The organism is Nocardioides sp. (genome assembly GCF_030149505.1).
Taxonomy (GTDB): Bacteria; Actinomycetota; Actinomycetes; order Propionibacteriales; family Nocardioidaceae; genus Nocardioides.
The window spans coordinates 1-20,115 of sequence record NZ_JASBRN010000027.1 but is presented as its reverse complement, the minus strand read 5'-3'; the positions used below and the strand labels follow the sequence as shown (position 1 = coordinate 20,115).

The 20,115-nt window shown below is 72.0% G+C and carries 20 protein-coding genes and 1 tRNA gene; 15 read left to right on the top strand and 6 right to left on the bottom strand.

The window, feature by feature from the left end:
• From Q1V71_RS05575 to Q1V71_RS05555, 5 genes are all read left to right on the top strand, one after another.
• A partial coding sequence (locus Q1V71_RS05575; protein ID WP_300641538.1) for a class I SAM-dependent methyltransferase occupies positions 1–1,203 on the top strand: 1,203 nt, incomplete at its 5' end.
• Positions 1,204–1,328: 125 nt separating this feature from the next.
• Positions 1,329–4,100, top strand: coding sequence for a type I DNA topoisomerase (gene topA, locus Q1V71_RS05570; protein ID WP_300641536.1), 2,772 nt, complete (start codon positions 1,329–1,331; stop codon positions 4,098–4,100).
• A 160-nt stretch (positions 4,101–4,260) separates the two neighbouring features.
• Positions 4,261–4,911, top strand: a complete 651-nt coding sequence (tmk, locus tag Q1V71_RS05565) for a dTMP kinase (RefSeq protein WP_300641534.1) — start codon at positions 4,261–4,263, stop codon at positions 4,909–4,911.
• Complete coding sequence (locus Q1V71_RS05560) at positions 4,908–6,068, top strand: DNA polymerase III subunit delta' (RefSeq protein ID WP_300641532.1); 1,161 nt, start codon at positions 4,908–4,910, stop codon at positions 6,066–6,068. The genes tmk and Q1V71_RS05560 overlap by 4 nt, the downstream gene beginning before the upstream one ends.
• Positions 6,069–6,072: 4 nt before the next feature.
• Positions 6,073–7,647, top strand: coding sequence for an alpha/beta hydrolase (locus tag Q1V71_RS05555; protein WP_300641530.1), 1,575 nt, complete (start codon positions 6,073–6,075; stop codon positions 7,645–7,647).
• A 179-nt stretch (positions 7,648–7,826) separates the two neighbouring features.
• Here the strand turns inward: Q1V71_RS05555 and Q1V71_RS05550 are convergent, their stop codons facing one another.
• From Q1V71_RS05550 to Q1V71_RS05540, 3 genes are all read right to left on the bottom strand, one after another.
• Positions 7,827–8,228: a limonene-1,2-epoxide hydrolase family protein gene (locus tag Q1V71_RS05550; protein ID WP_300641529.1), complete on the bottom strand. Its 402-nt coding sequence runs from the start codon at positions 8,226–8,228 to the stop codon at positions 7,827–7,829.
• 64 nt (positions 8,229–8,292) lie between these two features.
• Positions 8,293–9,642: a flavin monoamine oxidase family protein gene (locus Q1V71_RS05545; RefSeq protein WP_300641527.1), complete on the bottom strand. Its 1,350-nt coding sequence runs from the start codon at positions 9,640–9,642 to the stop codon at positions 8,293–8,295.
• A 63-nt stretch (positions 9,643–9,705) separates the two neighbouring features.
• Entirely contained in the window at positions 9,706–10,680 is a 975-nt protein-coding gene (locus tag Q1V71_RS05540) for a LysR family transcriptional regulator (RefSeq protein WP_300641525.1), read from the bottom strand.
• A 101-nt stretch (positions 10,681–10,781) separates the two neighbouring features.
• On the opposite strand from Q1V71_RS05540, the gene Q1V71_RS05535 reads away from it, so the two are divergent.
• The 5 genes from Q1V71_RS05535 to Q1V71_RS05515 all read left to right on the top strand — a co-directional run bounded on the left by Q1V71_RS05535 (position 10,782) and on the right by Q1V71_RS05515 (position 13,358).
• Positions 10,782–10,964 carry a hypothetical protein gene (locus tag Q1V71_RS05535; protein ID WP_300641523.1) on the top strand — a complete coding sequence of 61 codons (183 nt, stop codon included), beginning with the start codon at positions 10,782–10,784 and terminating at the stop codon, positions 10,962–10,964.
• Between the two features lie 164 nt (positions 10,965–11,128).
• The gene (locus Q1V71_RS05530) at positions 11,129–11,860 is read left to right on the top strand and encodes a hypothetical protein (protein ID WP_300641521.1); all 732 of its coding nucleotides are present in this window, start codon (positions 11,129–11,131) and stop codon (positions 11,858–11,860) included.
• Positions 11,857–12,174 carry a hypothetical protein gene (locus tag Q1V71_RS05525; protein WP_300641519.1) on the top strand — a complete coding sequence of 106 codons (318 nt, stop codon included), beginning with the start codon at positions 11,857–11,859 and terminating at the stop codon, positions 12,172–12,174. Before Q1V71_RS05530 ends, Q1V71_RS05525 begins: the two co-directional genes overlap by 4 nt.
• Positions 12,175–12,184: 10 nt before the next feature.
• The gene (locus Q1V71_RS05520) at positions 12,185–12,970 is read left to right on the top strand and encodes a hypothetical protein (RefSeq protein ID WP_300641517.1); all 786 of its coding nucleotides are present in this window, start codon (positions 12,185–12,187) and stop codon (positions 12,968–12,970) included.
• Positions 12,963–13,358, top strand: a complete 396-nt coding sequence (locus Q1V71_RS05515) for a hypothetical protein (RefSeq protein ID WP_300641515.1) — start codon at positions 12,963–12,965, stop codon at positions 13,356–13,358. The genes Q1V71_RS05520 and Q1V71_RS05515 overlap by 8 nt, the downstream gene beginning before the upstream one ends.
• On the opposite strand, the gene Q1V71_RS05510 is transcribed toward Q1V71_RS05515, so the two are convergent.
• Entirely contained in the window at positions 13,285–14,424 is a 1,140-nt protein-coding gene (locus tag Q1V71_RS05510) for a LysR family transcriptional regulator (RefSeq protein ID WP_300641514.1), read from the bottom strand. The two genes, Q1V71_RS05515 and Q1V71_RS05510, sit on opposite strands and share 74 nt — an antisense overlap.
• 101 nt (positions 14,425–14,525) lie before the next feature.
• Here Q1V71_RS05510 and Q1V71_RS05505 point away from each other — a divergent pair, with 101 nt between their 5' ends.
• Both Q1V71_RS05505 and gdhA read left to right on the top strand, forming a co-directional pair.
• Positions 14,526–14,714: a hypothetical protein gene (locus tag Q1V71_RS05505; protein ID WP_300641513.1), complete on the top strand. Its 189-nt coding sequence runs from the start codon at positions 14,526–14,528 to the stop codon at positions 14,712–14,714.
• A 72-nt stretch (positions 14,715–14,786) separates the two neighbouring features.
• Entirely contained in the window at positions 14,787–16,133 is a 1,347-nt protein-coding gene (gene gdhA, locus Q1V71_RS05500) for an NADP-specific glutamate dehydrogenase (RefSeq protein ID WP_300641512.1), read from the top strand.
• 128 nt (positions 16,134–16,261) lie between these two features.
• Here the strand turns inward: gdhA and Q1V71_RS05495 are convergent, their stop codons facing one another.
• The gene (locus Q1V71_RS05495) at positions 16,262–16,774 is read right to left on the bottom strand and encodes a TspO/MBR family protein (protein WP_300641511.1); all 513 of its coding nucleotides are present in this window, start codon (positions 16,772–16,774) and stop codon (positions 16,262–16,264) included.
• A 51-nt stretch (positions 16,775–16,825) separates the two neighbouring features.
• Entirely contained in the window at positions 16,826–17,584 is a 759-nt protein-coding gene (locus tag Q1V71_RS05490) for a hypothetical protein (protein ID WP_300641510.1), read from the bottom strand.
• A gap of 211 nt (positions 17,585–17,795) precedes the next feature.
• Between Q1V71_RS05490 and Q1V71_RS05485 the strand changes: the two genes are divergently transcribed.
• The 3 genes from Q1V71_RS05485 (at position 17,796) to Q1V71_RS05475 (ending at position 19,713) form a co-directional block, all read left to right on the top strand.
• A tRNA-Thr gene (locus Q1V71_RS05485) sits at positions 17,796–17,868 on the top strand.
• Positions 17,869–18,089: 221 nt separating this feature from the next.
• A complete protein-coding gene (locus Q1V71_RS05480) occupies positions 18,090–18,665 on the top strand; it encodes a hypothetical protein (RefSeq protein WP_300641509.1) in 576 nt (191 codons plus the stop codon).
• A gap of 250 nt (positions 18,666–18,915) precedes the next feature.
• On the top strand, positions 18,916–19,713 hold the full coding sequence (locus tag Q1V71_RS05475; RefSeq protein ID WP_300641508.1) for a hypothetical protein: 798 nt from the start codon (positions 18,916–18,918) through the stop codon (positions 19,711–19,713).
• Positions 19,714–20,115: the final 402 nt, after the last annotated feature.

Here is a 20,115-nt window from a genome sequence, read left to right as displayed (position 1 = left end):
GCCCTGGTCGACGTCCGCCCCTACGCCGACGAGGACCACGACTGGTGGGTGCTCAGCGACCTGACGCCGGGGCTGGACGGCCGCAACCTCCGGGTGGGGCCGGACCACGTCCTCGGCATCAGCTCGGCGTCGTCGTCCCTCGCCCAGCTCACGGTCCGCGAGCCCGTCGGGCGTGCCCTCGACCTCGGGACCGGCTGCGGCGTCCAGGCGCTGCACCTGGCCACCCACACCCGCGACGTGGTCGCGACCGACGTCAACGAGCGCGCCCTGTGGATGACCCGGCTGAACGCCGAGCTCAACGGCGTCCTGGACGGGGGGGGCTCCCTCGACGTGCGGTCGGGGAGCCTGTACGAGCCGGTCGAGGGCGAGCTGTTCGACCTGGTCGTCACCAACCCGCCGTTCGTGATCTCGCCCGCCACGGGGGAGCGCCTGGTCTACCGGGACTCCGGACTGCCGGGGGACGAGGTCGTCCGCCGCGTGGTCTCCGGTGCGCCGGCCCACCTGCGCCCGGGCGGTTGGGCCCAGGTGCTCGCCAACTGGGTGATCACCCAGGACCGGCCCTGGGACGAGCGGCTGCGGGGCTGGGTCGACGGCTCCGGCTGTGACACCTGGGTGGTGCAGCGCGAGGTCGCCGACCCCGCCCAGTACGTCGAGCTGTGGCTCAAGGACGCGGGGCTCCACGGCACCCCCGAGTACGCCGAGCGCTACGACACCTGGCTCGGGTGGTTCGAGGAGCAGGGCGTCGAGGGGGTCGGCTTCGGCTGGCTCAACCTCCACCGCACCGACCGCGACGAGCCGACGCTGCGTTTCGAGGAGTGGCCCTACGACATCGAGCAGCCGCTCGGGGCGGAGGTCGCCGACTGGGGGAGGCGGGCCGGCCTGGAGCGGTCCCTCGACGACGAGGCCCTCCTCGCGGCCCATCTCGTGGCGCGCCCCGACGTACGGCAGGAGACGTTCGGCGAGCCGGGCGCCGAGGACCCCGAGCAGATCGTGCTGCGCCAGCAGCGGGGGATGCGCCGAGCCCGGAAGGCCGACACGGTCGAGGCCGGCCTGGTCGGCGCCTGCGACGGGGACCTCGCGGTCGGCCAGATCCTCGACGCGCTGGCGACCCTGCTCGGCAGCGAGCCCGAGGCGGTCCGGGAGGGGTACCTGCCGGTGGTCCGCGAGCTGCTGGTCGAGGGGTTCCTGACCGACCGGACCTGACCAGTCGGGGCTGACCGACGTACGGGCCCTCGCCCGGGGGTCCTGGCGGCTACCGTTACCGTGGCTGCGAGTCCCCCGCCCCAGAGCGAGGCACGGGGAGGCACTGATGGAGGAGCACGAAACTAGTGGCACCCAAGAACGCTGAGAACGGCGCCGGTCACAAGCTGGTGATCGTCGAGTCCCCCGCGAAGGCGAAGACCATCGCGGGCTACCTGGGCAACGGCTACGTCGTCGAGTCCTCCATCGGTCACATCCGCGACCTCCCGCAGAAGGCCTCGGACATCCCCGCCTCCATCAAGGGGCAGTCCTGGGCGCGTCTCGGCGTGGACATCGAGAACGACTTCAAGCCCTACTACGTGGTCTCCAGCGACAAGAAGTCGCACATCACCAAGCTGAAGAAGCTCCTCAAGGAAGCCGACGAGCTCTACCTCGCCACCGATGAGGACCGCGAGGGGGAGGCCATCGCCTGGCACCTCTACGACGAGCTCAAGCCGAAGATCCCCGTGAAGCGGATGGTCTTCCACGAGATCACGCCGCAGGCGATCAACGCCGCCGTGGAGAACCCCCGCCAGATCGACGACGACCTCGTCGAGGCCCAGGAGGCGCGTCGCATCCTCGACCGCCTCTACGGCTACGAGGTCTCGCCGGTGCTGTGGAAGAAGGTCATGTCCGGCCTGTCCGCGGGCCGCGTGCAGTCGGTCGCCACGCGCCTGGTCGTCGACCGCGAGCGCGAGCGGATGGCCTTCAAGATGGCCTCCTACTGGGACCTCGAGGGCACCTTCGACGCCGGCTCCAAGCACGAGCAGCGGATGTTCCCGGCCAAGCTGCACTCGGTCGACGACAAGCGGGTCGCGCGCGGCTCGGACTTCGGCCAGGACGGCGTGCTCAAGTCCTCGGCTGAGGGCAAGGTCGTCCACCTCGACCGCCCGCGCGCCGAGGCCCTGGTCTCCGCGCTCGAGGACGCGACGTACGACGTGCGCTCGGTCGAGGCCAAGCCCTACCGCCGCTCGCCGTACCCCCCGTTCCGCACCACCACGCTGCAGCAGGAGGCCAGCCGCAAGCTCGGCATGAGCGCCAGCGTGACGATGTCGGTGGCGCAGCGGCTCTACGAGAACGGCTACATCACCTACATGCGCACCGACAGCACCACGCTGTCGGGCACGGCCGTCAACGCCGCGCGGTCGCAGGTGCGCGAGCTGTACGGCGCGGAGTACCTCCCCGACGCCCCGCGCACCTACACCAGCAAGGTCAAGAACGCCCAGGAGGCGCACGAGGCGATCCGCCCCGCCGGCGAGTCGTTCCGCACCCCCGCGCAGACCGGGCTCACCGGCGAGCAGTTCCGCCTCTACGAGCTGATCTGGATGCGCACCGTCGCCTCGCAGATGAAGGACGCCGTCGGCCAGTCGGTGACCATCCGGCTCGGCGGCGCCGCGGCCACCGGCGAGGACGTGGTGTTCTCCGCGACCGGTCGGGTCATCACCTTCCACGGGTTCCTCAAGGCCTACGTCGAGGGCACCGACGAGGGCAAGCAGACCGACGACCAGGAGACCCGGCTCCCGCAGCTCGCCGAGGGCGACACGGTCGCCGCGGCCTCGATCCAGGCGACCGGGCACGAGACCAAGCCGCCCTCGCGCTACACCGAGGCGACGCTGATCAAGGAGCTCGAGGAGCGCGAGATCGGCCGGCCGTCGACGTACGCCTCGATCATCGGGACGATCCTCAACCGCGGCTACGTCTACAAGAAGGGCACCGCGCTGGTGCCGGCGTGGCTGGCGTTCTCGGTGATCCGGCTGCTGGAGGAGCACTTCCCGCGCCAGATCGACTACGCCTTCACCGCACGGATGGAGGACGTCCTCGACGAGATCGCCGGCGGCCGCAAGGACCGCGCGACCGAGCTCGCGGAGTTCTACTTCGGCACCGGTGAGGTCGAGGGACTGAAGAAGCTCGTCGACGAGCTCGGCGACATCGACGCCCGCGAGCTGGCGACCTTCCCCGTGGGCGGTCCCGACTCGGGCATCAACCTGCGCGTCGGTCGCTACGGCCCCTACCTCGAGGTCGTCGGGGGTGCCGACGGTGACGGGGACGGCGCGGGTGCCGGCGTACGCGCCAACGTGCCCGACGACCTGCCGCCCGACGAGCTGACGCTGGAGAAGGCCAAGGAGCTGCTGGCCAACCCCGCCGGCGAGGAGATCGACCTCGGCGCGCACCCGGAGACCGGCCTGCGCGTGGTCGCCAAGAACGGCCGCTACGGCCCCTACGTCACCGAGCTGCTGCCCGAGGACGCCCCGCGGAGTGGGAAGAAGGGGCAGGCCAAGCCGCGCACCGGCTCGCTCTTCAAGTCGATGTCGCTGGACACCGTCTCCCTCGAGGACGCCGTCAAGCTGCTCTCGCTGCCGCGCGTGGTCGGCGAGGACCCGGAGTCCGGCGAGGAGATCACCGCCCAGAACGGCCGCTACGGGCCGTACCTCAAGAAGGGCACCGACTCCCGCTCGCTCACCTCCGAGGACCAGCTGCTCACCATCACCCTCGACGAGGCGCTGCGGATCTACGCCCAGCCCAAGCAGCGCGGCCGCGCCGCCGCCGCCCCGCCGCTCAAGGAGCTCGGCAACGACCCGGTCTCCGGGCAGCCGGTCGTGGTGAAGTCGGGCCGCTTCGGGGAGTACGTCACCGACGGCGAGTACAACGCCACGCTCCGCAAGGACGACACCGTCGAGGACCTCACCCTCGAGCGCGCCGCCGAGCTGCTCGCCGAGCGCCGCGCCCGCGGCCCGGCGAAGAAGGCGGCCAAGAAGGGCGCCAAGAAGGCCCCGGCGAAGAAGGCTGCTGCCAAGAAGACGACGGCCAAGAAGACGGCTGCGAAGAAGACCGCGAAGAAGGCTGCGGCGAAGAAGGCGTAGGCGGGCGGGGCCGGGGCGTCAGCAAGGTTCATCGGCCGGCCGATGAACCTTGCAGTTGGCCGACGATGTTTCATCGGCCCAGGACAAGGTCTGTCGGCCGGCCGATGAACCTTGCCGCCCCCCGCACGGCCCTGTCCCCGCCGCCCCGTAGGTTCGCCCCATGACGACCTGGCCCGGCCGCTGGACCGACACCGGCCTCTTCGTCTGCTTCGAGGGCGGCGAGGGGTCCGGCAAGTCGACCCAGTCACGCCTGCTGCGCGAGCACCTCGAGCAGCAGGGCCGCGAGGTGCTGCTGACCTTCGAGCCGGGCGACACCCCGGTCGGTGCCGAGCTGCGCAGGATCGTGCTCAGTCCCGAGACCGGCGCGCTCTCCGACCGCACCGAGGTGCTGCTCTACGCCGCCGACAAGGCCGAGCACGTCGACACCGTCGTCCTGCCCGCGCTGGAGCGGGGTGCGGTCGTCGTCACCGACCGGTACGTCGACAGCACGCTCGCCTACCAGGGCGCGGGTCGCACGCTGCCGGTCGCCGACGTCGCTCACGTCGCGCGCTGGGCGACCGGCGACCTCCGCCCGCACCTGACCGTGGTCCTCGACCTCGAGCCCTCCGCGGGCCTGGGTCGGTTCGAGGGGCGCGACCGGATCGAGGGCGAGTCGCTGGAGTTCCACCAGCGGGTGCGGCAGGCGTTCCTCGACATGGCCGCCGAGGACCCCGCGCACTACCTCGTGCTCGACGCTCGGGCGGCGGTCGAGGAGATCGCCGCCGCCATCCGCGAGCGGGTGGAGGCGCTGCTGCCCGGGGTGACCCGATGAGCGTCTGGGACGACCTGGTCGGCCAGCGGCCGGTCATCGAGACCCTGCGCGCCGCCGCCGCGGGCAAGGGGATGACCCACGCCTTCCTCATCACCGGCCCGCCGGGGTCGGGGCGTTCCAACGCCGCGATCGCCTTCGCCGCCGCGCTGCAGTGCGAGCGCGGGCCCGGCCCCGAGGCCGGGTGCGGGGCGTGCCACGCCTGCACCACCACGCTGGCCGGCTCCAACCCCGACGTGACCCGGGTGCAGACCGAGTCGGTGCAGTTCCGCGCCAAGGACGCCCGCGAGATGGTGCGCAAGGCCGCGATGAGCCCGGTCTCGCACCGCTGGCAGGTGATCGTGGTCGAGGACGCCGACCGCTTCAACGACACCTCCGGCAACGCCGTGCTCAAGGCCGTGGAGGAGCCGGCGCCGCGCACCATCTGGCTTCTGTGCGCGCCGACCGTCGAGGACGTCCTGCCCACGATCCGCAGCCGCTGCCGTCTGGTCTCGCTGTCCACGCCCACCGCACCCGACGTCGCGGAGTTCCTCGTGCGGCGTCACGGCGTGGGGGAGGCGCTGGCGTCGTACGCCGCCCGCGCGAGCCAGGGGCACATCGGCCGGGCCAAGGCGCTCGCCCTCGACGAGGCCACCCGCAACCGCCGCCGCGAGGTCGTCTCGCTGCCCGCGCGGCTGACCACGCTCGGGGCCTGCATGCAGGCGGCCACCAACCTCGCCGACGTCGCGAAGGAGGAGGCGGAGGCGATCACCACCGACCTCGACGCGCGGGAGAAGGCCGACCTCGACCGGGCGTTCGGGTACGAGGACAAGGGTCGCCGGCCACGGGAGTACGCCTCGGCGCTGCGCGAGATGACCGAGGACCAGAAGCGGCGCGCGCGGCGACGGATCCTCGACGTGGTCGACCGCAGCCTGATGGACCTCGTGTCGGTCTACCGCGACGCGATCGCGCTCGGCACCGGCGCCCCCGGCGAGCTGGTCAACGAGGAGATCCGCCCCGACGTGCAGGAGGTCGTGCGCACCTCCACGCCCGAGCTCAACCTGCGCCGGATCGCGTGGGTCTTCGAGGCCCGCGAGCAGATGCTGGAGTTCAACGTGCCGGTCGCCTTGGCGCTGGAGTCCATGATGGTGGCGCTGAAGGTGCCCGAGGGGAGCAGGTAGCCAGATGTCCCAGACGATGGTGCGCGTGATCGCCGGGGTGACGGCGCTCGCGCTGGTGCTGACCGGCCTCGGGGTCGCCCTGGCCCTGGTCTTCACCGGTGACGACGACGGCGCGACTCCCGACCGCGACGGCCCGGCCCCCACGACGACCCCGGCCCCGGGAGCGACCGACGCTCCCGACCCCGCGCTCGAGGAGTACTACTCCCAGCAGCTCGACTGGGCTCCCTGCGAGCAGGACGACGACCTCGAGTGCGCGGTGCTGACCGTGCCCGTCGACTACGCCGAGCCCGAGGGCGACACCCTCCGCGTGGCCCTGCTCAAGGTGCCGGCGACCCGGCCGGACCAGCGCATCGGCTCGCTCGTGGTCAACCCCGGCGGTCCCGGCGCGCCCGGCACCTCGTACGCCGCGTCGGCCGGCCAGGTCTTCCGGCCCGCGCTGTTCCAGGCCTACGACATCGTCGGCTTCGACCCGCGCGGCACCGGCGCCTCGGCCCCGGTCGACTGCCTCTCCGACGCCGAGATGGACGAGTTCCTCGCCGCCGACCCCGCCCCGGACACCGAGGCCGAGGTCGACGCGGTGGTGGAGGGGCTCGAGGACTTCTTCGAGGCGTGCGAGCAGAACTCCCCCGACATCGTCGGCCACGTCACCACGGTCGAGACCGCCCGCGACATGGACGTCCTGCGTGCGGCGCTGGGCGAGTCCGAGCTCGACTACTTCGGCGCCTCGTACGGCACCAAGCTCGGCGCGACCTACGCCGAGCTCTTCCCCGACCGGGTCGGGCGGCTGGTCCTCGACGGCGCCGTCGACGTCTCGCTCTCCTCGCGCGACCTGACCCTCGGCCAGGCGGCCGGCTTCCAGCGGGCGCTCGAGGCGTACGTCGGAGCCTGCGTCGACGCCGGCGACTGCTTCCTCGGCGACTCGGTCGACGCCGGGCTGCAGCGGATCGCCGACTTCCTCGACGAGGTCGACGCCGAGCCGCTGCCTGCGGGCGACCGCGACCTGACGGTCGGCAACGCCTTCTACGGGATCATCACCCCGCTCTACGTCAGCGACTTCTGGTTCCTGCTCGACGAGGCGCTCGAGACGGCCTTCCGCGGCGACGGCACCTCCCTCATGCGGCTCGCGGACCTCTACGCCTCGCGCAACCCGGACGGCACGTACGCCGACAACTCCACCGAGGCGATCTACGCCATCAACTGCCTCGACGACCCGGGCTCGACCGACCCCGCCAAGATCCCCGCGCAGATCCCCGAGGTCGAGGAGGTCTCCCCGACGCTCGGCGAGGTCTTCGCCTGGTCGCTGGTCGGGTGCCTCGGCTTCGACCTGGAGCCGGCCGAGGAGGCCCCGCGGATCCGCGCCGAGGGAGCCGCGCCGATCCTCGTCGTCGGCACCACCCGGGACCCGGCCACCCCCTACGAGTGGGCCGAGGCGCTCGCCGACCAGCTGGCCTCCGGGGTGCTGCTGACCCGCGACGGCGACGGCCACACGGCGTACAACTCCGGCAACGAGTGCATCGACTCCACCATCGAGGCCTACCTGCTCGAGGGCACCGTCCCCGAGGACGGCAAGCGCTGCTGACGAGGACCGGCGGTCGAGGAGGCGCGCCAGCGACACGGCCCGGCGGTTGAGGAGGCGCGCCAGCGCCGTCTCGAAACCCCGGTATCGAGATGTGGGTCGAGGTGTGGGTCGAGGCCTGGTGACGCGCAGGGCCGCGTGCTGGGGCCTCGAGTCGCACCTCGACGGCGTACGCCGGCCGGTCAGCCCGGCCGGACCACCCGCAGCAGCCCGCGCAGCGACCCGGTCGCGAAGGACCCCATGGAGAACGCGTCGTCCCAGACCAGGATCCTGCCCTCGCGCAGCGTGAACGTGCCGCGCACCCAGAAGTCGGTGCGGAACCGGCCGAGGGTGATCCAGTCGGTGCGATCGGTGAGGACCGAGTCGCCGTCGGCGGAGACCGCCACGGCATGCATCTCGTAGCCGAACCCGACCCTGCGCTTCTCCATCCCGAGCAGGGCACCGGTGGCCCGGCGGCCGCGCAGCGTCGGCAGGCCGGTGTTGCGCCACTCGACGTCGGAGTCGAGCAGGTCCACGGCGGTCCGGGAGTCGCCGGCGGCGAGGGCGTCGAGGAACGTGGTGACGACGGAGACCTGGTCGATCATGCGCACAGGGTAGAGGTGGGTCCCGGTGGGGGTTCGTCGGCTCCCCGGCACACCCGGCCACGGCTCACAGCACCCCCAGCACCTCGCGCGCCGTCGCCTCGCCCGAGAGCACCGCCCCCTCCATGTATCCGTTCCACACCGGCGAGCACTCGGTCCCTGCCCAGTGGATCCGCCCGACCGGCTCGCGGAGCGCCGGGCCGAAGCCGGTCCACACGCCGGGAGCGAAGTGCGCGCCGTAGCAGCCGCGGGTGAACTCCTCGCCTGCCCAGTCGCGCTCGACGTACTCCTGGGGCGAGGCGGCCCGCGGTCCGAAGTAGCGCACGAGGCACTCCACGACCGCCGCCTGCCGCTCGGCGGCGGGGCGGGCGGACCAGTGGCGGGCGGCCGCGCCCTCGAGGAAGCCGGTGAGGATGCCGCGCTCGTAGCCGGGAGGGGAGTTGTCGAAGACGACCTTGAACGGGCCGGTGTCCGAGCCGACCTGGCCGTTGAGGCCCTCCTCGCGCCAGAACGGCGACTCGTAGACCACGTGCGCCTTGATCACCGATCCCTGCGGCAGCTTCTGCGTCAGCTGGTCGCGCCGGGCCGGCAGCACCGGGTCGTAGCGGAGGCGGCCGGCCAGGGTCGGCGGGATCGTCACGACGACTCGGGCGCCGTCGAACCGCGAGCCGTCGCGGGTCAGCACCGAGACGCCCGAGCCGTCCTGGGAGATGGCGGCCACCGGCTGCCCGAGCCGCACGTCGAGCCCCTCGGCCATCCGTTGGGCGACCAGCACCGAGCCACCCTCGACCCGGTCCTGCTGGGCGCCGCGGTCCACCGCCATCAGCGTGTCGAGGTCGGTGCCGGAGCGGGTGTAGAAGAGCGCGTGCAGCAGCGAGACGTCGGCGGGCTCGCAGGCGAAGACCGCTTCCGTGAAGAGCCCGAAGTAGGCCCGCCCCTGCGGCGTGCGCAGGTTGCGCCGGATCCAGGTCGCCAGCGTCTGCTCGTCGAGGCGGTGGGCTTCGGGCGTGGTCCACGGCGCGTCGAGGTCGGTACGCCGGGCCAGCCGCCCGAAGCGGGTCACGCCCTGCGCGAGGTCGGCGACGGCGACCGGGTTGATGCGGGGCACCGCACCCTTGCGCCCGGCCAGCCGTCCGCGCCTGCCGCCGAGGCCGAACACGATGTCGCCGTCGTTGTACGTCGGCACCGTCCGCAGCCCCAGCTCGGCGACCAGCTCGTACATCCGGTCCTGGGTCGGCCCGATCCACTGCCCGCCGAGCTCGATCCACTGACCGTCCGACAGCGTCCCACCCTCGGTGCGCCCACCGACCCGGTCGCGGGCCTCGACCACCACGACGGACCGGCCTTCCGCAGCGAGGGCCCGGGCCGCGGCCAGGCCCGACAGGCCGGCCCCGACCACCACCACGTCCCAGCCCACGCGAGCTCCTTCTCGGCAACAGCCGGCCCCCGGCGTACGACGGGGGCGTGCGGCATCCCGAGGCTAGGGCGTCGCGGGGTCCGGTGTCGCGGGCGCGGCCGGGGTGGCCGGACGTCGGGACGCGGTCGCCTCCGCGATCGCCTGCATCCGCGTCGTGGCCAGCTCGATCATCAGCCGGGCGGCGGGGGAGAGCACCGCGCCCTTGCGGTGCACGACCGCGAAGGTGTCGAACTGGCGCGGTCGCAGCGAGACCCAGCCGGCGTCGGGGGCCAGTCGCGGGAGCAGCTGCTGGGCAGCGCCGAGGGGGATGATCGAGTCGGCGTACCCCCGACCCACCAGCTCCACCGCCGTCTCGATGTCCTCGACCTCGATCCGGCTGGCGGGGTTGCGGCCGGCCTCGTGCAGCATCCGGCGCAGCGTGACGCGCGTGGGGTCGGTCGCCCGGAAGGTGGTCTCGGGCATGACGAGGGTCGCCAGCGAGAGCCGGTGCGCGGTCACGGGCGTCTCCAGCCGGGCGGGGTCGGCGGAGATGTAGACCAGCTCCTCACGGGCGACGGGGGTGACCTGCATGCCCTCGCTCTCGACCGTGGAGACGGCGAGCATCGCGGCCTCGAGCCTGCCGCGGCGCAGCTCCTCCATCACCTCGGCGGAGTTCTGTCCCACGAGCTCGACCCGGACGCCGGGGTAGCGGTCGAGCACGTCGGCGATGAGGTCCGCGCCGGCGTACAGCCGGGCGATGCCGAACATCCCGAAGCGGATGGTGCCGGTCTCGAAGGACTTCACGCTCTGCACGGCCTCGCGGGCCTGGTCGAGGGAGGCGATCACCTGCTCGGCGTACGGGCGCAGCGTGTCGCCCACGGTCGTCGGCACCACCCCTCGGCCGACCCGGCGGAAGAGCTGCACGCCGAGGGACTTCTCCAGTGCACGGATCTGCTCGGAGACCGAGGGCTGCGCGTAGCCGAGGTGCTCGGCGGCCCGTGTCAGCGACCCGTGCTCGTAGGCGGCCAGGAAGCATGTGAGCTGGTGCACAGAAAGCATAGGAATTTCCTTGGGAACAGGCTGGAAAGCCAGGCTACCCCTGTGCCTACTGGCCGGTCACCCTGGAAGGGTCCCCGATCAGATCCACGAGGAGGTCCCCCATGTTCATGTTCACCCACGACTGCTCCGCCTGCGACCGTCGCCAGCTCATCTTCCCGAGCATGATCGAGGGCGTGACCCGCGCCGAGGGCGGCACCCAGGTCTCGTTCACCTGCTGGTGCGGCGCCCCGCAGACCGCCGTGCGCAGTGCGAAGCGCGACGAGCGGACCCTCGTCGCTGCCTGACCGGCAGCTGACCCCGGCTCTCCACGACGCCCGGCCCCCTGTCTCAGGGCGCCGGGCGTCGGCGCGTCGTCGCCTCTCCACGTCGTCGTACGGTCGTCGGTTTGTCGCGGGCGTCTCCGGGGGAGTGAGGGGATGACAGCCGGTACGACGCGAGCGGGAGCGACATGGGTGACCTCGAGGCCGACCTCCGACAGGTGCAGCGGCTCGCCGCCCAGCTGGGCGACCTGACGAGACTCGCCGCCCAAGCGGCTCCCGCCGGGGGCAGTGCCTCCGACGACACCGGGTGCGCCGAGGTGCGGATCGACCGGGACGGTCGACCGACGAGCCTGGTCCTCCGTGGGGACTGGCGGGAGCGCATCGGGCCCCGCGCCGTGGGGCAGGCGCTGGTGGCCGCCCACCAGCGCGCGGTCCAGCGCCACCTCGGTGACTGGTCCGACGCGCTGCACGAGGAGGGGTGGTCCGACCGCCTGGCCGCGGTCGACGCCGACGCCGACGCCGGTGACGACGACCCTCCGAGCTTCCCGATGCCCGTCACCCTCGGCGACCCGCGCCCGCTGGGTGCGGTCCTGGAGGACGTGCTCGCGGCGATGGACCGCTCGCACCGCGACGCCACCGCACCTCCTCTTCCCGACCAACCGGAGACCCTCTCCCCCGACAGCGCGGGGCCCGTGCGGGTCTCCTTGTCCGGCGGCGGCCTGGACGTCCACGTGGACGCCCGGTGGGCCGAGTCGGCCGAGACCTCGGAGGTCAACGCCAGGCTCGACAGCGCGCTGCGCGGTGCCGTGGCGCGCACCGAGGACCACGCAGCGGACTGGCGCGAGTCGCTGGTCGGCGTCGACCTCCTGCTCGGCGAGGTGCTGGGCATGCTTCGAGACCCAGGGAAGGTGACCCGATGACTGGAGCGCCGTCGAGCGGGGAGGTGCGCGTCGCGACGCGTGCCCTGACTCGAGAGGCCGAGCGGTGGGAGGACCAGTCGCCGCGGCTGACGAGCATCAACATCGCGATGGCCAACATGAGCCTGTCGCGCACCGAGGCGGGTGTCTTCCAGCTCGTCTTCGACGCCTTCGAGTCGCTGCGGTCGACCATGCAGGACAGGGCGCGCGAGGGTGCCACGGAGTTCCTGGAGATCGGCGCGACCCTGCGCCACGTCTCGGACATCTACCAGCAGGAGGACGATGCGCAGGAGCACGTCTTCCGCAACCTGTGGTGAGGGAGCAGCGATGAGCTTCAGCGTGGCCGAGTTCCAGGCCGTCGTCGACAAGATCAACACCGGGATGGAGGACCTCTCGGCGAAGATGGTCGAGATGCCGGCGGCGGCCAACCGGGCGATCGATCACTGGTACGTCCCTGGCTTCGTGGCCGACGGCGTGATCTGGTTGTGCGAGAAGATGCTCGACCTCGCCCGCCAGATCCTCGACAAGATCGCCGAGCTGGTCCGCGGCATCGCGGCGCCGGTCTACTTCTGGAACTTCCGCGGCGACCTCGAGGACGTGGTGCGCCAGGCGGACGGGGTGGTCGCCGACCTGTCCGACGCCGAGCTCGCGGGCAGCGAGGCCTGGGCCGGTCGAGGTGCAGAGGCCTACCGCCGCCAGGTGCCGGCACAGCGCGATGCCACCGCCGAGCTGTCGTCGATGGCGGAGAAGCTGCGCGGTGGCCTGCTCGAGCTGGCCATCGCCGGGCTCGTGTTCTACGCGGGCATCGGACTGGTGCTGGTGAAGTTCATCGCGGCGATGGTGGCCGCGATCGCCGCGTTCGGCAGTGCGGTCTTCTCCTGGGCCGGCGCCGCGATCGTGCTGGAGGAGGCCGGCGTGAACACCGCCGCCCTCGCCGGCCTGGCCGCCGCTGTCGGAGCCGTGGTCGCGACGCAGGCCCGGCAGATGAACGAGCTCGAGTCCGCCGCCTCCAGCGACGTGTTCCCCGGCGGTGCCTGGCCCTCGGCCCACCGGTCCCAGTGGAAGGACTCCTCGGTCAAGGACGGCGACGACGACTGGTCGCTGGATGGCTAGGCAGCCGCTGCCGACCCGTGTGGAGCGCCGGCACGACCCGGTCAGGGAGCTGCGCACCATCGCGGGCATGGCCGCGATCACCCTGCTGGGGGCCGGAGCGCTCCTCCTCCTGCTCCCCGACACCCTCGTGGTGTCCCCGCAGATCGACGCAGCGGTCGTGGTGACCAGTGCGGTCCTGCTCTGCGCGGCGACCGCGGGCGCCCGCGGAGCGGGTGCCGGACCGTCGACGGCGGGGGTCGCCGTCGGGCTGGTCCTGGCCTCGACGTGGGCCCTCGTCGGGCTCGTGGGCGAGGGCCTCACGACGGCAGCGATCCTCACGACGGCCGGTGCGGTGCAGGCCGCTCTCGCCCTGCACCTCGCCCGCCGGGCTGCCGCTTCCACGGCCTGACCCGCCGTACCCCCGTCCGCTGGCACGGGGCCAGCGGGGAGGCCGCCGCGAGCGCGGTCGTGCCAGGCGCGCGCGAACCACGTGCTCGGCGCGGCCTCGGCCACGGCGTGCGCGTCGGCGACGGTGTCGTGCGCGCCGGCCGGCGCGAGGCGGTCGCCTCCGCGATCGCCTGCATCCGCGTCGTCGCGAGCTCGATCATCAGCCGGGCGGCCGGGGAGAGCACCGCGCCCTTGCGGTGCACGACCGCGAAGGTGTCGAACTGGCGCGGTCGCAGCGAGACCCAGCCGGCGTCGGGGGCGAGCCGGGGGAGCAGCTGCTGGGCCGCGCCGAGGGGGATGATCGAGTCGGCGTACCCCCGCCCCACCAGCTCCACCGCCGTCTCGATGTCCTCGACCTCGATCCGGCTGGCGGGGTTGCGGCCGGCCTCGTGCAGCATCCGGCGCAGCGTGACGCGCGTGGGGTCGGTCGCTCGGAAGGTGGTCTCCGGCATGACGAGGGTCGCCAACGAGAGACGGTGCGCGGTCACGGGCGTCTCCAGCCGCGCGGGGTCGGCGGAGATGTAGACGAGCTCCTCGCGGGCGACAGGGGTGACCTGCATGCCCTCGCTCTCGACCGTGGAGACGGCGAGCATCGCGGCCTCGAGCCTGCCGCGGCGCAGCTCCTCCATCACCTCGGCGGAGTTCTGCCCCACGAGCTCCACCCGGACGCCCGGGTAGCGGTCGAGCACGTCGGCGATGAGGTCCGCGCCGGCGTACAGTCGGGCGATGCCGAACATCCCGAACCGGATGGTGCCGGTCTCGAAGGACTTCACGCTCTGCACGGCCTCGCGGGCCTGGTCGAGGGAGGCGATCACCTGCTCGGCGTACGGGCGCAGCGTGTCGCCCACGGTCGTCGGCACGACCCCGCGGCCGACCCGGCGGAAGAGCTGCACGCCGAGGGACTTCTCCAGTGCACGGATCTGCTCGGAGACCGAGGGCTGCGCGTAGCCGAGGTGCTCGGCGGCCCGTGTCAGCGACCCGTGCTCGTAGGCGGCGAGGAAGCATGTGAGCTGGTGCACAGAAAGCATAGGAACTTCCTTGGGAACAGGCTGGAAAGCCAGGCTACCCCTGTGCCTACTGGCGAGTCACACTGAAGGTGTCACCGATCAGATCCACGAGGAGGTCCCCCATGTTCATGTTCACCCACGACTGCTCCGCCTGCGACCGTCGCCAGCTCATCTTCCCGAGCATGATCGAGGGCGTGACCCGCAGCGAGGACGGCACCCAGGTCTCCTTCACCTGCTGGTGCGGCGCCCCGCAGACCTCGCTCCGCGACTCCGCCTCGCGCACCGGCGACCGCACGCTCGTCGCCGCCTGATCCTCGGATCCACCCGTCCCACCACGAAGCCCCGGGCAGTGCCCGGGGCTTCGTGCTGCCTAGGGTGAGGTCATGTCGCACCTCGACCCGCTGCTCGCGGAGCACTACGAGACCGTCCTGCAGCGCAACCCCGGCGAGCAGGAGTTCCACCAGGCGGTGCTCGAGGTGCTCGGGACGCTGGGACCGGTCGTGCGCAAGCACCGGGAGTACGTCGACGCCGCCATCATCGAGCGGATCTGCGAGCCCGAGCGGCAGCTGATCTTCCGGGTGCCGTGGACCGACGACGCCGGCCAGGTGCAGATCAACCGCGCGTTCCGCGTCGAGTTCAACTCCGCGCTCGGCCCTTACAAGGGCGGGCTGCGCTTCCACCCGTCGGTCTACCTCGGGATCGTGAAGTTCCTCGGCTTCGAGCAGATCTTCAAGAACGCCCTGACCGGCATGCCGATCGGCGGCGGCAAGGGCGGCTCGGACTTCGACCCCAAGGGTCGCAGCGACGCCGAGGTCATGCGCTTCTGCCAGTCGCTGATGACCGAGCTCTACCGCCACCTCGGCGAATACACCGACGTCCCCGCCGGTGACATCGGCGTCGGCGGCCGCGAGATCGGCTACCTCTTCGGGCAGTACAAGCGGATCACCAACCGCTACGAGTCCGGCGTGCTCACCGGCAAGGGCCTGGCCTACGGCGGCTCGCAGGTGCGCACCGAGGCGACCGGCTACGGCACGGTCTACTTCACCGAGGAGATGCTGCGCACCCGCGGCGAGTCGCTCTCCGGGCGACGCGTCGTGGTGTCCGGCTCGGGCAACGTGGCGATCTACGCCGCGCAGAAGGCGATCCAGCTCGGCGCCCAGGTCGTCGCCTGCTCCGACTCCTCGGGGTACGTCGTCGACGAGGCCGGCCTCGACATCGACCTGCTCCGGCAGGTGAAGGAGGTCGACCGCGCCCGCATCTCGGCGTACGCCGACGAGCGCGGCACCGCGGAGTTCGTGGCGGGCGGCTCGGTGTGGGACGTGCCGTGCGAGGTGGCGCTGCCGTGCGCCACGCAGAACGAGCTCGACGGCGCCGAGGCGCGCACCCTCGTCGAGAACGGCGTGGTCGCGGTCGCCGAGGGCGCCAACATGCCGTGCACCCCCGGGGCCGTCGACGTGTTCCAGCAGGGCGGCGTGCTCTTCGCCCCCGGCAAGGCCGCCAACGCCGGTGGTGTGGCCACGAGCGCGCTGGAGATGCAGCAGAACGCCTCGCGCGACTCCTGGACCTTCGCCCACACCGAGGAGCGGCTGCGCGACATCATGGCCGGCGTGCACGACCGCTGCGCCACCGCCGCGGACGAGTACGGCAGCCCCGGCGACTACGTCGCCGGCGCCAACATCTCCGGCTTCGTCAAGGTCGCCGACGCCATGCTCGCCCTCGGCGTCGTCTGACCCCGTGCCTCGCTGGTCGCCCCCCGTCGGTCGAGCAGCAAGGAGCCCCAGCGGAGCCCCACCGCCGGTTGAGGAGGCGCGCCAGCGCCGTCTCGAAACCCGGTGACCGGACCGCCCCCAGCGCGAACTCAGCGGTTCAGCCACCAGATCGACGCGTTCAGCACACTGGCGAACCCCACCCACGCCAGGTACGGCGCCAGCAGCCACGCCGCGAGGGTGCTGCGTCGGCGTACGACGGCGATGGTCGCGACGACCGCGGCGAGCAGGAACCCGATCTCGACCAGTGCCCAGCCGTACTCGCCCGCGCCGAAGAAGATCGGCGTCCAGGCGGCATTGAGCACCAGCTGCACCACCCACCACGCGATCGCGGCGTCGACCCCGGCCGCCCGCCACGACAGCCACCCGGCCACCGCGATGCCGACGTAGAGGACCGTCCACACCGGTCCGAACAGCCACGACGGCGGCGCGAACGGCGGCTGCTCGAGCGAGGCGTACTCCGAGCCGGCCGACCCGGCCGCCGCGCCGCCGAGGCCGGCTGCGAGCCCCACGGCGACGGCGAAGACCAGCAGCGCCAGCCAGGGCCGCGCGCCCTCGCCGCGCTCCCGTGCGGTGGACCGGGTGGGCGTCGTGGCGGTGGTCATGCCTCCACCGTGCCCGCGGCGACGGGTCCTCTCACCACCCGCAGGAACGGGTCAGGAGCTTCCTGTGGCCATGTCACGACCCTGACGGAGCCGCCGCTCGGCCTCGGGAGTGCCGATCTGGCCGCGCGCACCGGCATCGGCGGCCCAGTCCTGCAGGACGACGAGCAGCCACGGCGAGTGCGGTTCGACGGCACGTGAGTCGACGTCCACCCGTCCCGGGGCCATCGGGACGCGCCCCGGGAGCACGTGCGGCAGGCGCCGGCCGCGCCAGCTGGTTCCGGCGGTGTAGCCCGCTGCAGCGATGACCATTCCGCGCGGTCCGAGGTCGAGGGTCACCCGCTCGACGTCGTCCCAGGCGATGCTGCTCTCGGTGTGCCACGACCGCACCGTGAGCCGTTCACGGTCGGCGACGACCTCCGCTCCGCGCAGCAGGGCGAGCAGCGTGTCGACGAGAGGCAGCCCGAAGAGCAACACGAACGGTAGGCCGAGCAGCAGCGACACCCCGGTGTGCCCACCCGCCACCCCGAACGAGGTGCCCAGCACGGCGACGAGGGTGGTCCAGCCGAGCGCCCAGGCAGCGGCGTACGCCGGCACCCGGTCGTAGGCGATGACCGTCGCGCTGTCCCGCGTGCTAACGCGGTCGGCCCACCGCACCGAGCCGGACCCCTGGCGCGCCAGGAAGGGGACGTTGCCGAGGAGTCCGATGCCCACGATGGCGATGCAGAGCCCGGCCCGCGGGCCCCAGGGTCCGAGGAGGCCGGTTGCGAGCACCCCGATCCCGAGGAGGACGCTGAGGGTCAACAGCGCCACCCGGATGAGGCGGCGCCGGGACTGCGGCTGCTGATCACGTGGGTTGAGATCTCGGCTGGGTGTGACCACGTCCCGGTTGTAGCCGTTGGAGCCGCGGTCAAACCACGGCGCCCGCCTCAGGTGGCGCTGGAGGCTGAACCCGCCCGTTTTCGCGGCACACCGGGGCCATCCCTATACTTCCTCGGGTTGTCCGTCACCAGGCGGCCAGCACGCCGCCTTAGCTCAGTCGGTAGAGCGATTCACTCGTAATGAATAGGTCGTCGGTTCGATTCCGACAGGCGGCTCCGGGAAAGGCCCCTGACCTGCGGAGACGCGGCAGGGGCCTTCGCGTGTCCATAGGTCGGCCGGGCGGATCGATCGAATGCCCTCGACCGATGCCGAGCCTCCAGGAACTGATCCGTCGAAGACCGGGCAGAAGGCCGGTACGGAATCGACGAAGCCATCCCCCGCAGATGGCCGCCGTACCCTGCGGACGAACTCACACGACTTCGAGGACACCATGGGCATGCTCCGCAGGAAGACGCCGAAGAACACCTCTTCGCTGCACACCGTCTTGCGCACCGGGTCGATCGCCGAGCTGGAGCAGCACTACTCACCGTCGTTCGTGAACTACGACGGCTACCCCGGCGCCACCCTCCTCACCACCGCACTCGGCAACTCCGACCCCTCGAGCCGGGTGGCGCTCGCTCACCGGCTCCTCGACGACGGCGCCGATGTCACCCGCCACGCGCCCCTGCACGTGCTGCTGGGTCAGAACGCCCACGACCCCGAGCCCGAGGCCGAGCTGCTGGCTCGACTTCTCGACGCCGGCGCCGACGTCAACCACGCCGTACCCGACGTCGGTACGCCGCTCGAGACGATCGCGAAGAAGTTCAAGTTCAGCGACGCCGACAACCAACCCTTCTACGACGTCCTCCTGGCCCGACCCGACATCGACTTCCTCGCCCCGGGTCTGGACGGGCGACCCGTCCTCGTCAACCTGCGCAAGTGGTACGCCCTGCGCGGCCATCTCGTGGAACAAGTCGAAGCCGTGCTGAACAGGCGCGGGATCACGGCGCCACCCGAACCAGTGGACGACTGAGCACTCGACCGGTCAGCTCCACCGGAGGGGACTGCTGCAAGAACCGGTGCCCCCGGTCGTCTGTAGCGCGCCCGAAGTGCTCAGGGCATCGATCAGTCCTCCCATCGGACCCTGCTCCAGAGGGGGACTCGGGATGGCCTCTCGAGTGGACGACGGGCCGGCGCGGGGGTGTGTGCGGAGATCGTGAGTGGCACTGGGTGGCGGCCAGGACCTCCATTCCACGCCCGTCGGGCGATGAGAAGGTGTGGCAGTGACGACGACAGAGGCCTCCCCGGTGGGACTTCGCCTGGCGACCTGGTTCGGTGTGTCCGTGCTGGTGTCCCTCGGGTTGCCGGTGACCTGGATCGGGCTCGTGGGCCTCGGCTCTGGCGTGGGGCGGGGGCTGTTCTGCGGCGGGCTGGTCCTGCTCGTCAGCGCCGCGGGTGGCGCGGCCAAGGAGGTGGCCGAGCGGCGCGCACGACGCGACCCGCCTGATCCGCGGCTGGACCTGGTCGCCGATGAGCCCGCACTCCTCTTCCCACGAGCGGCGGGACCGACGCTGGTGTCCTCGTGGGTGCTGGCCGCCTACGCCGCGGTCGCGGCGCTCGGAGCGGTGTTCGTGGCTCTGTCGGAGCTCTGGGGCTGGGTCGCGGTGCTCGTCGCTCTGGCGGCGTGGCTGGCGTGGACCAGCGGAGTCCAGCACGGTTCCGGGCTCGCCGGTGGCCTCTGGCTCACTCCAACGAGGCTGCGACACGAGGACCGCGGATTCGCCGTCGACGTGCCGTGGGAGTCGGTCACGGGTGTCGTGCCTGAGCAGCCCATGCCTGTCCTGCTCAGGCCGGATCGGCAGGTCGAGGTCACCCGTACCGGTCCTCCGGGTCGCACGTGGCGTCCGTTGGGTCGTGACGGCACCACCCTCGTCGTGGACGCGCGTCACCTGCCGGGCGGCCCCGAGGTCGTGTCCTACGTGATCGCCAAGGCCGTCACAGACCGGGCGTCGCGCCACGTCTTGGGCACCAAGGCGAGCCTTCCCCCGCTCGGAGCTTCGCCCCCGGGGGCCGATGGGTAAGGGCTCGCCGACAGGGGCGGCGCCAATTGCGAGGAGGTCTGTAGCCTGCAGAGATCGCCGATCTCGACTCCGGCGTGGCCGGCTGGCAGCCGTGGACCTCACCGACTTCGCCGCCTGCGGTCAGTGGAATCGGCGTAGCACCGTCGTCGCGAGCAGAGTCGCGAGGCTCAGGGGCGATTGTTTGACACCAGGTAGCGCTCCCTCATCAAGTGCCCCCACTGCCTGAATTCCTGCGATTGCGCAGCCGCGTCGAAGAAATCCGGCTCATCTGATGCTTCCGTGGGTGGTTGATCGCGTCTGAATGGCCGCACGCCGTTCCCGCTCTAGGTTTCTGGCTTGTCGAGAGTCAGGAACCACGGAACGGAGAACGGCGTGCGAAACGCCAGCCTATGGCGCGCCCTC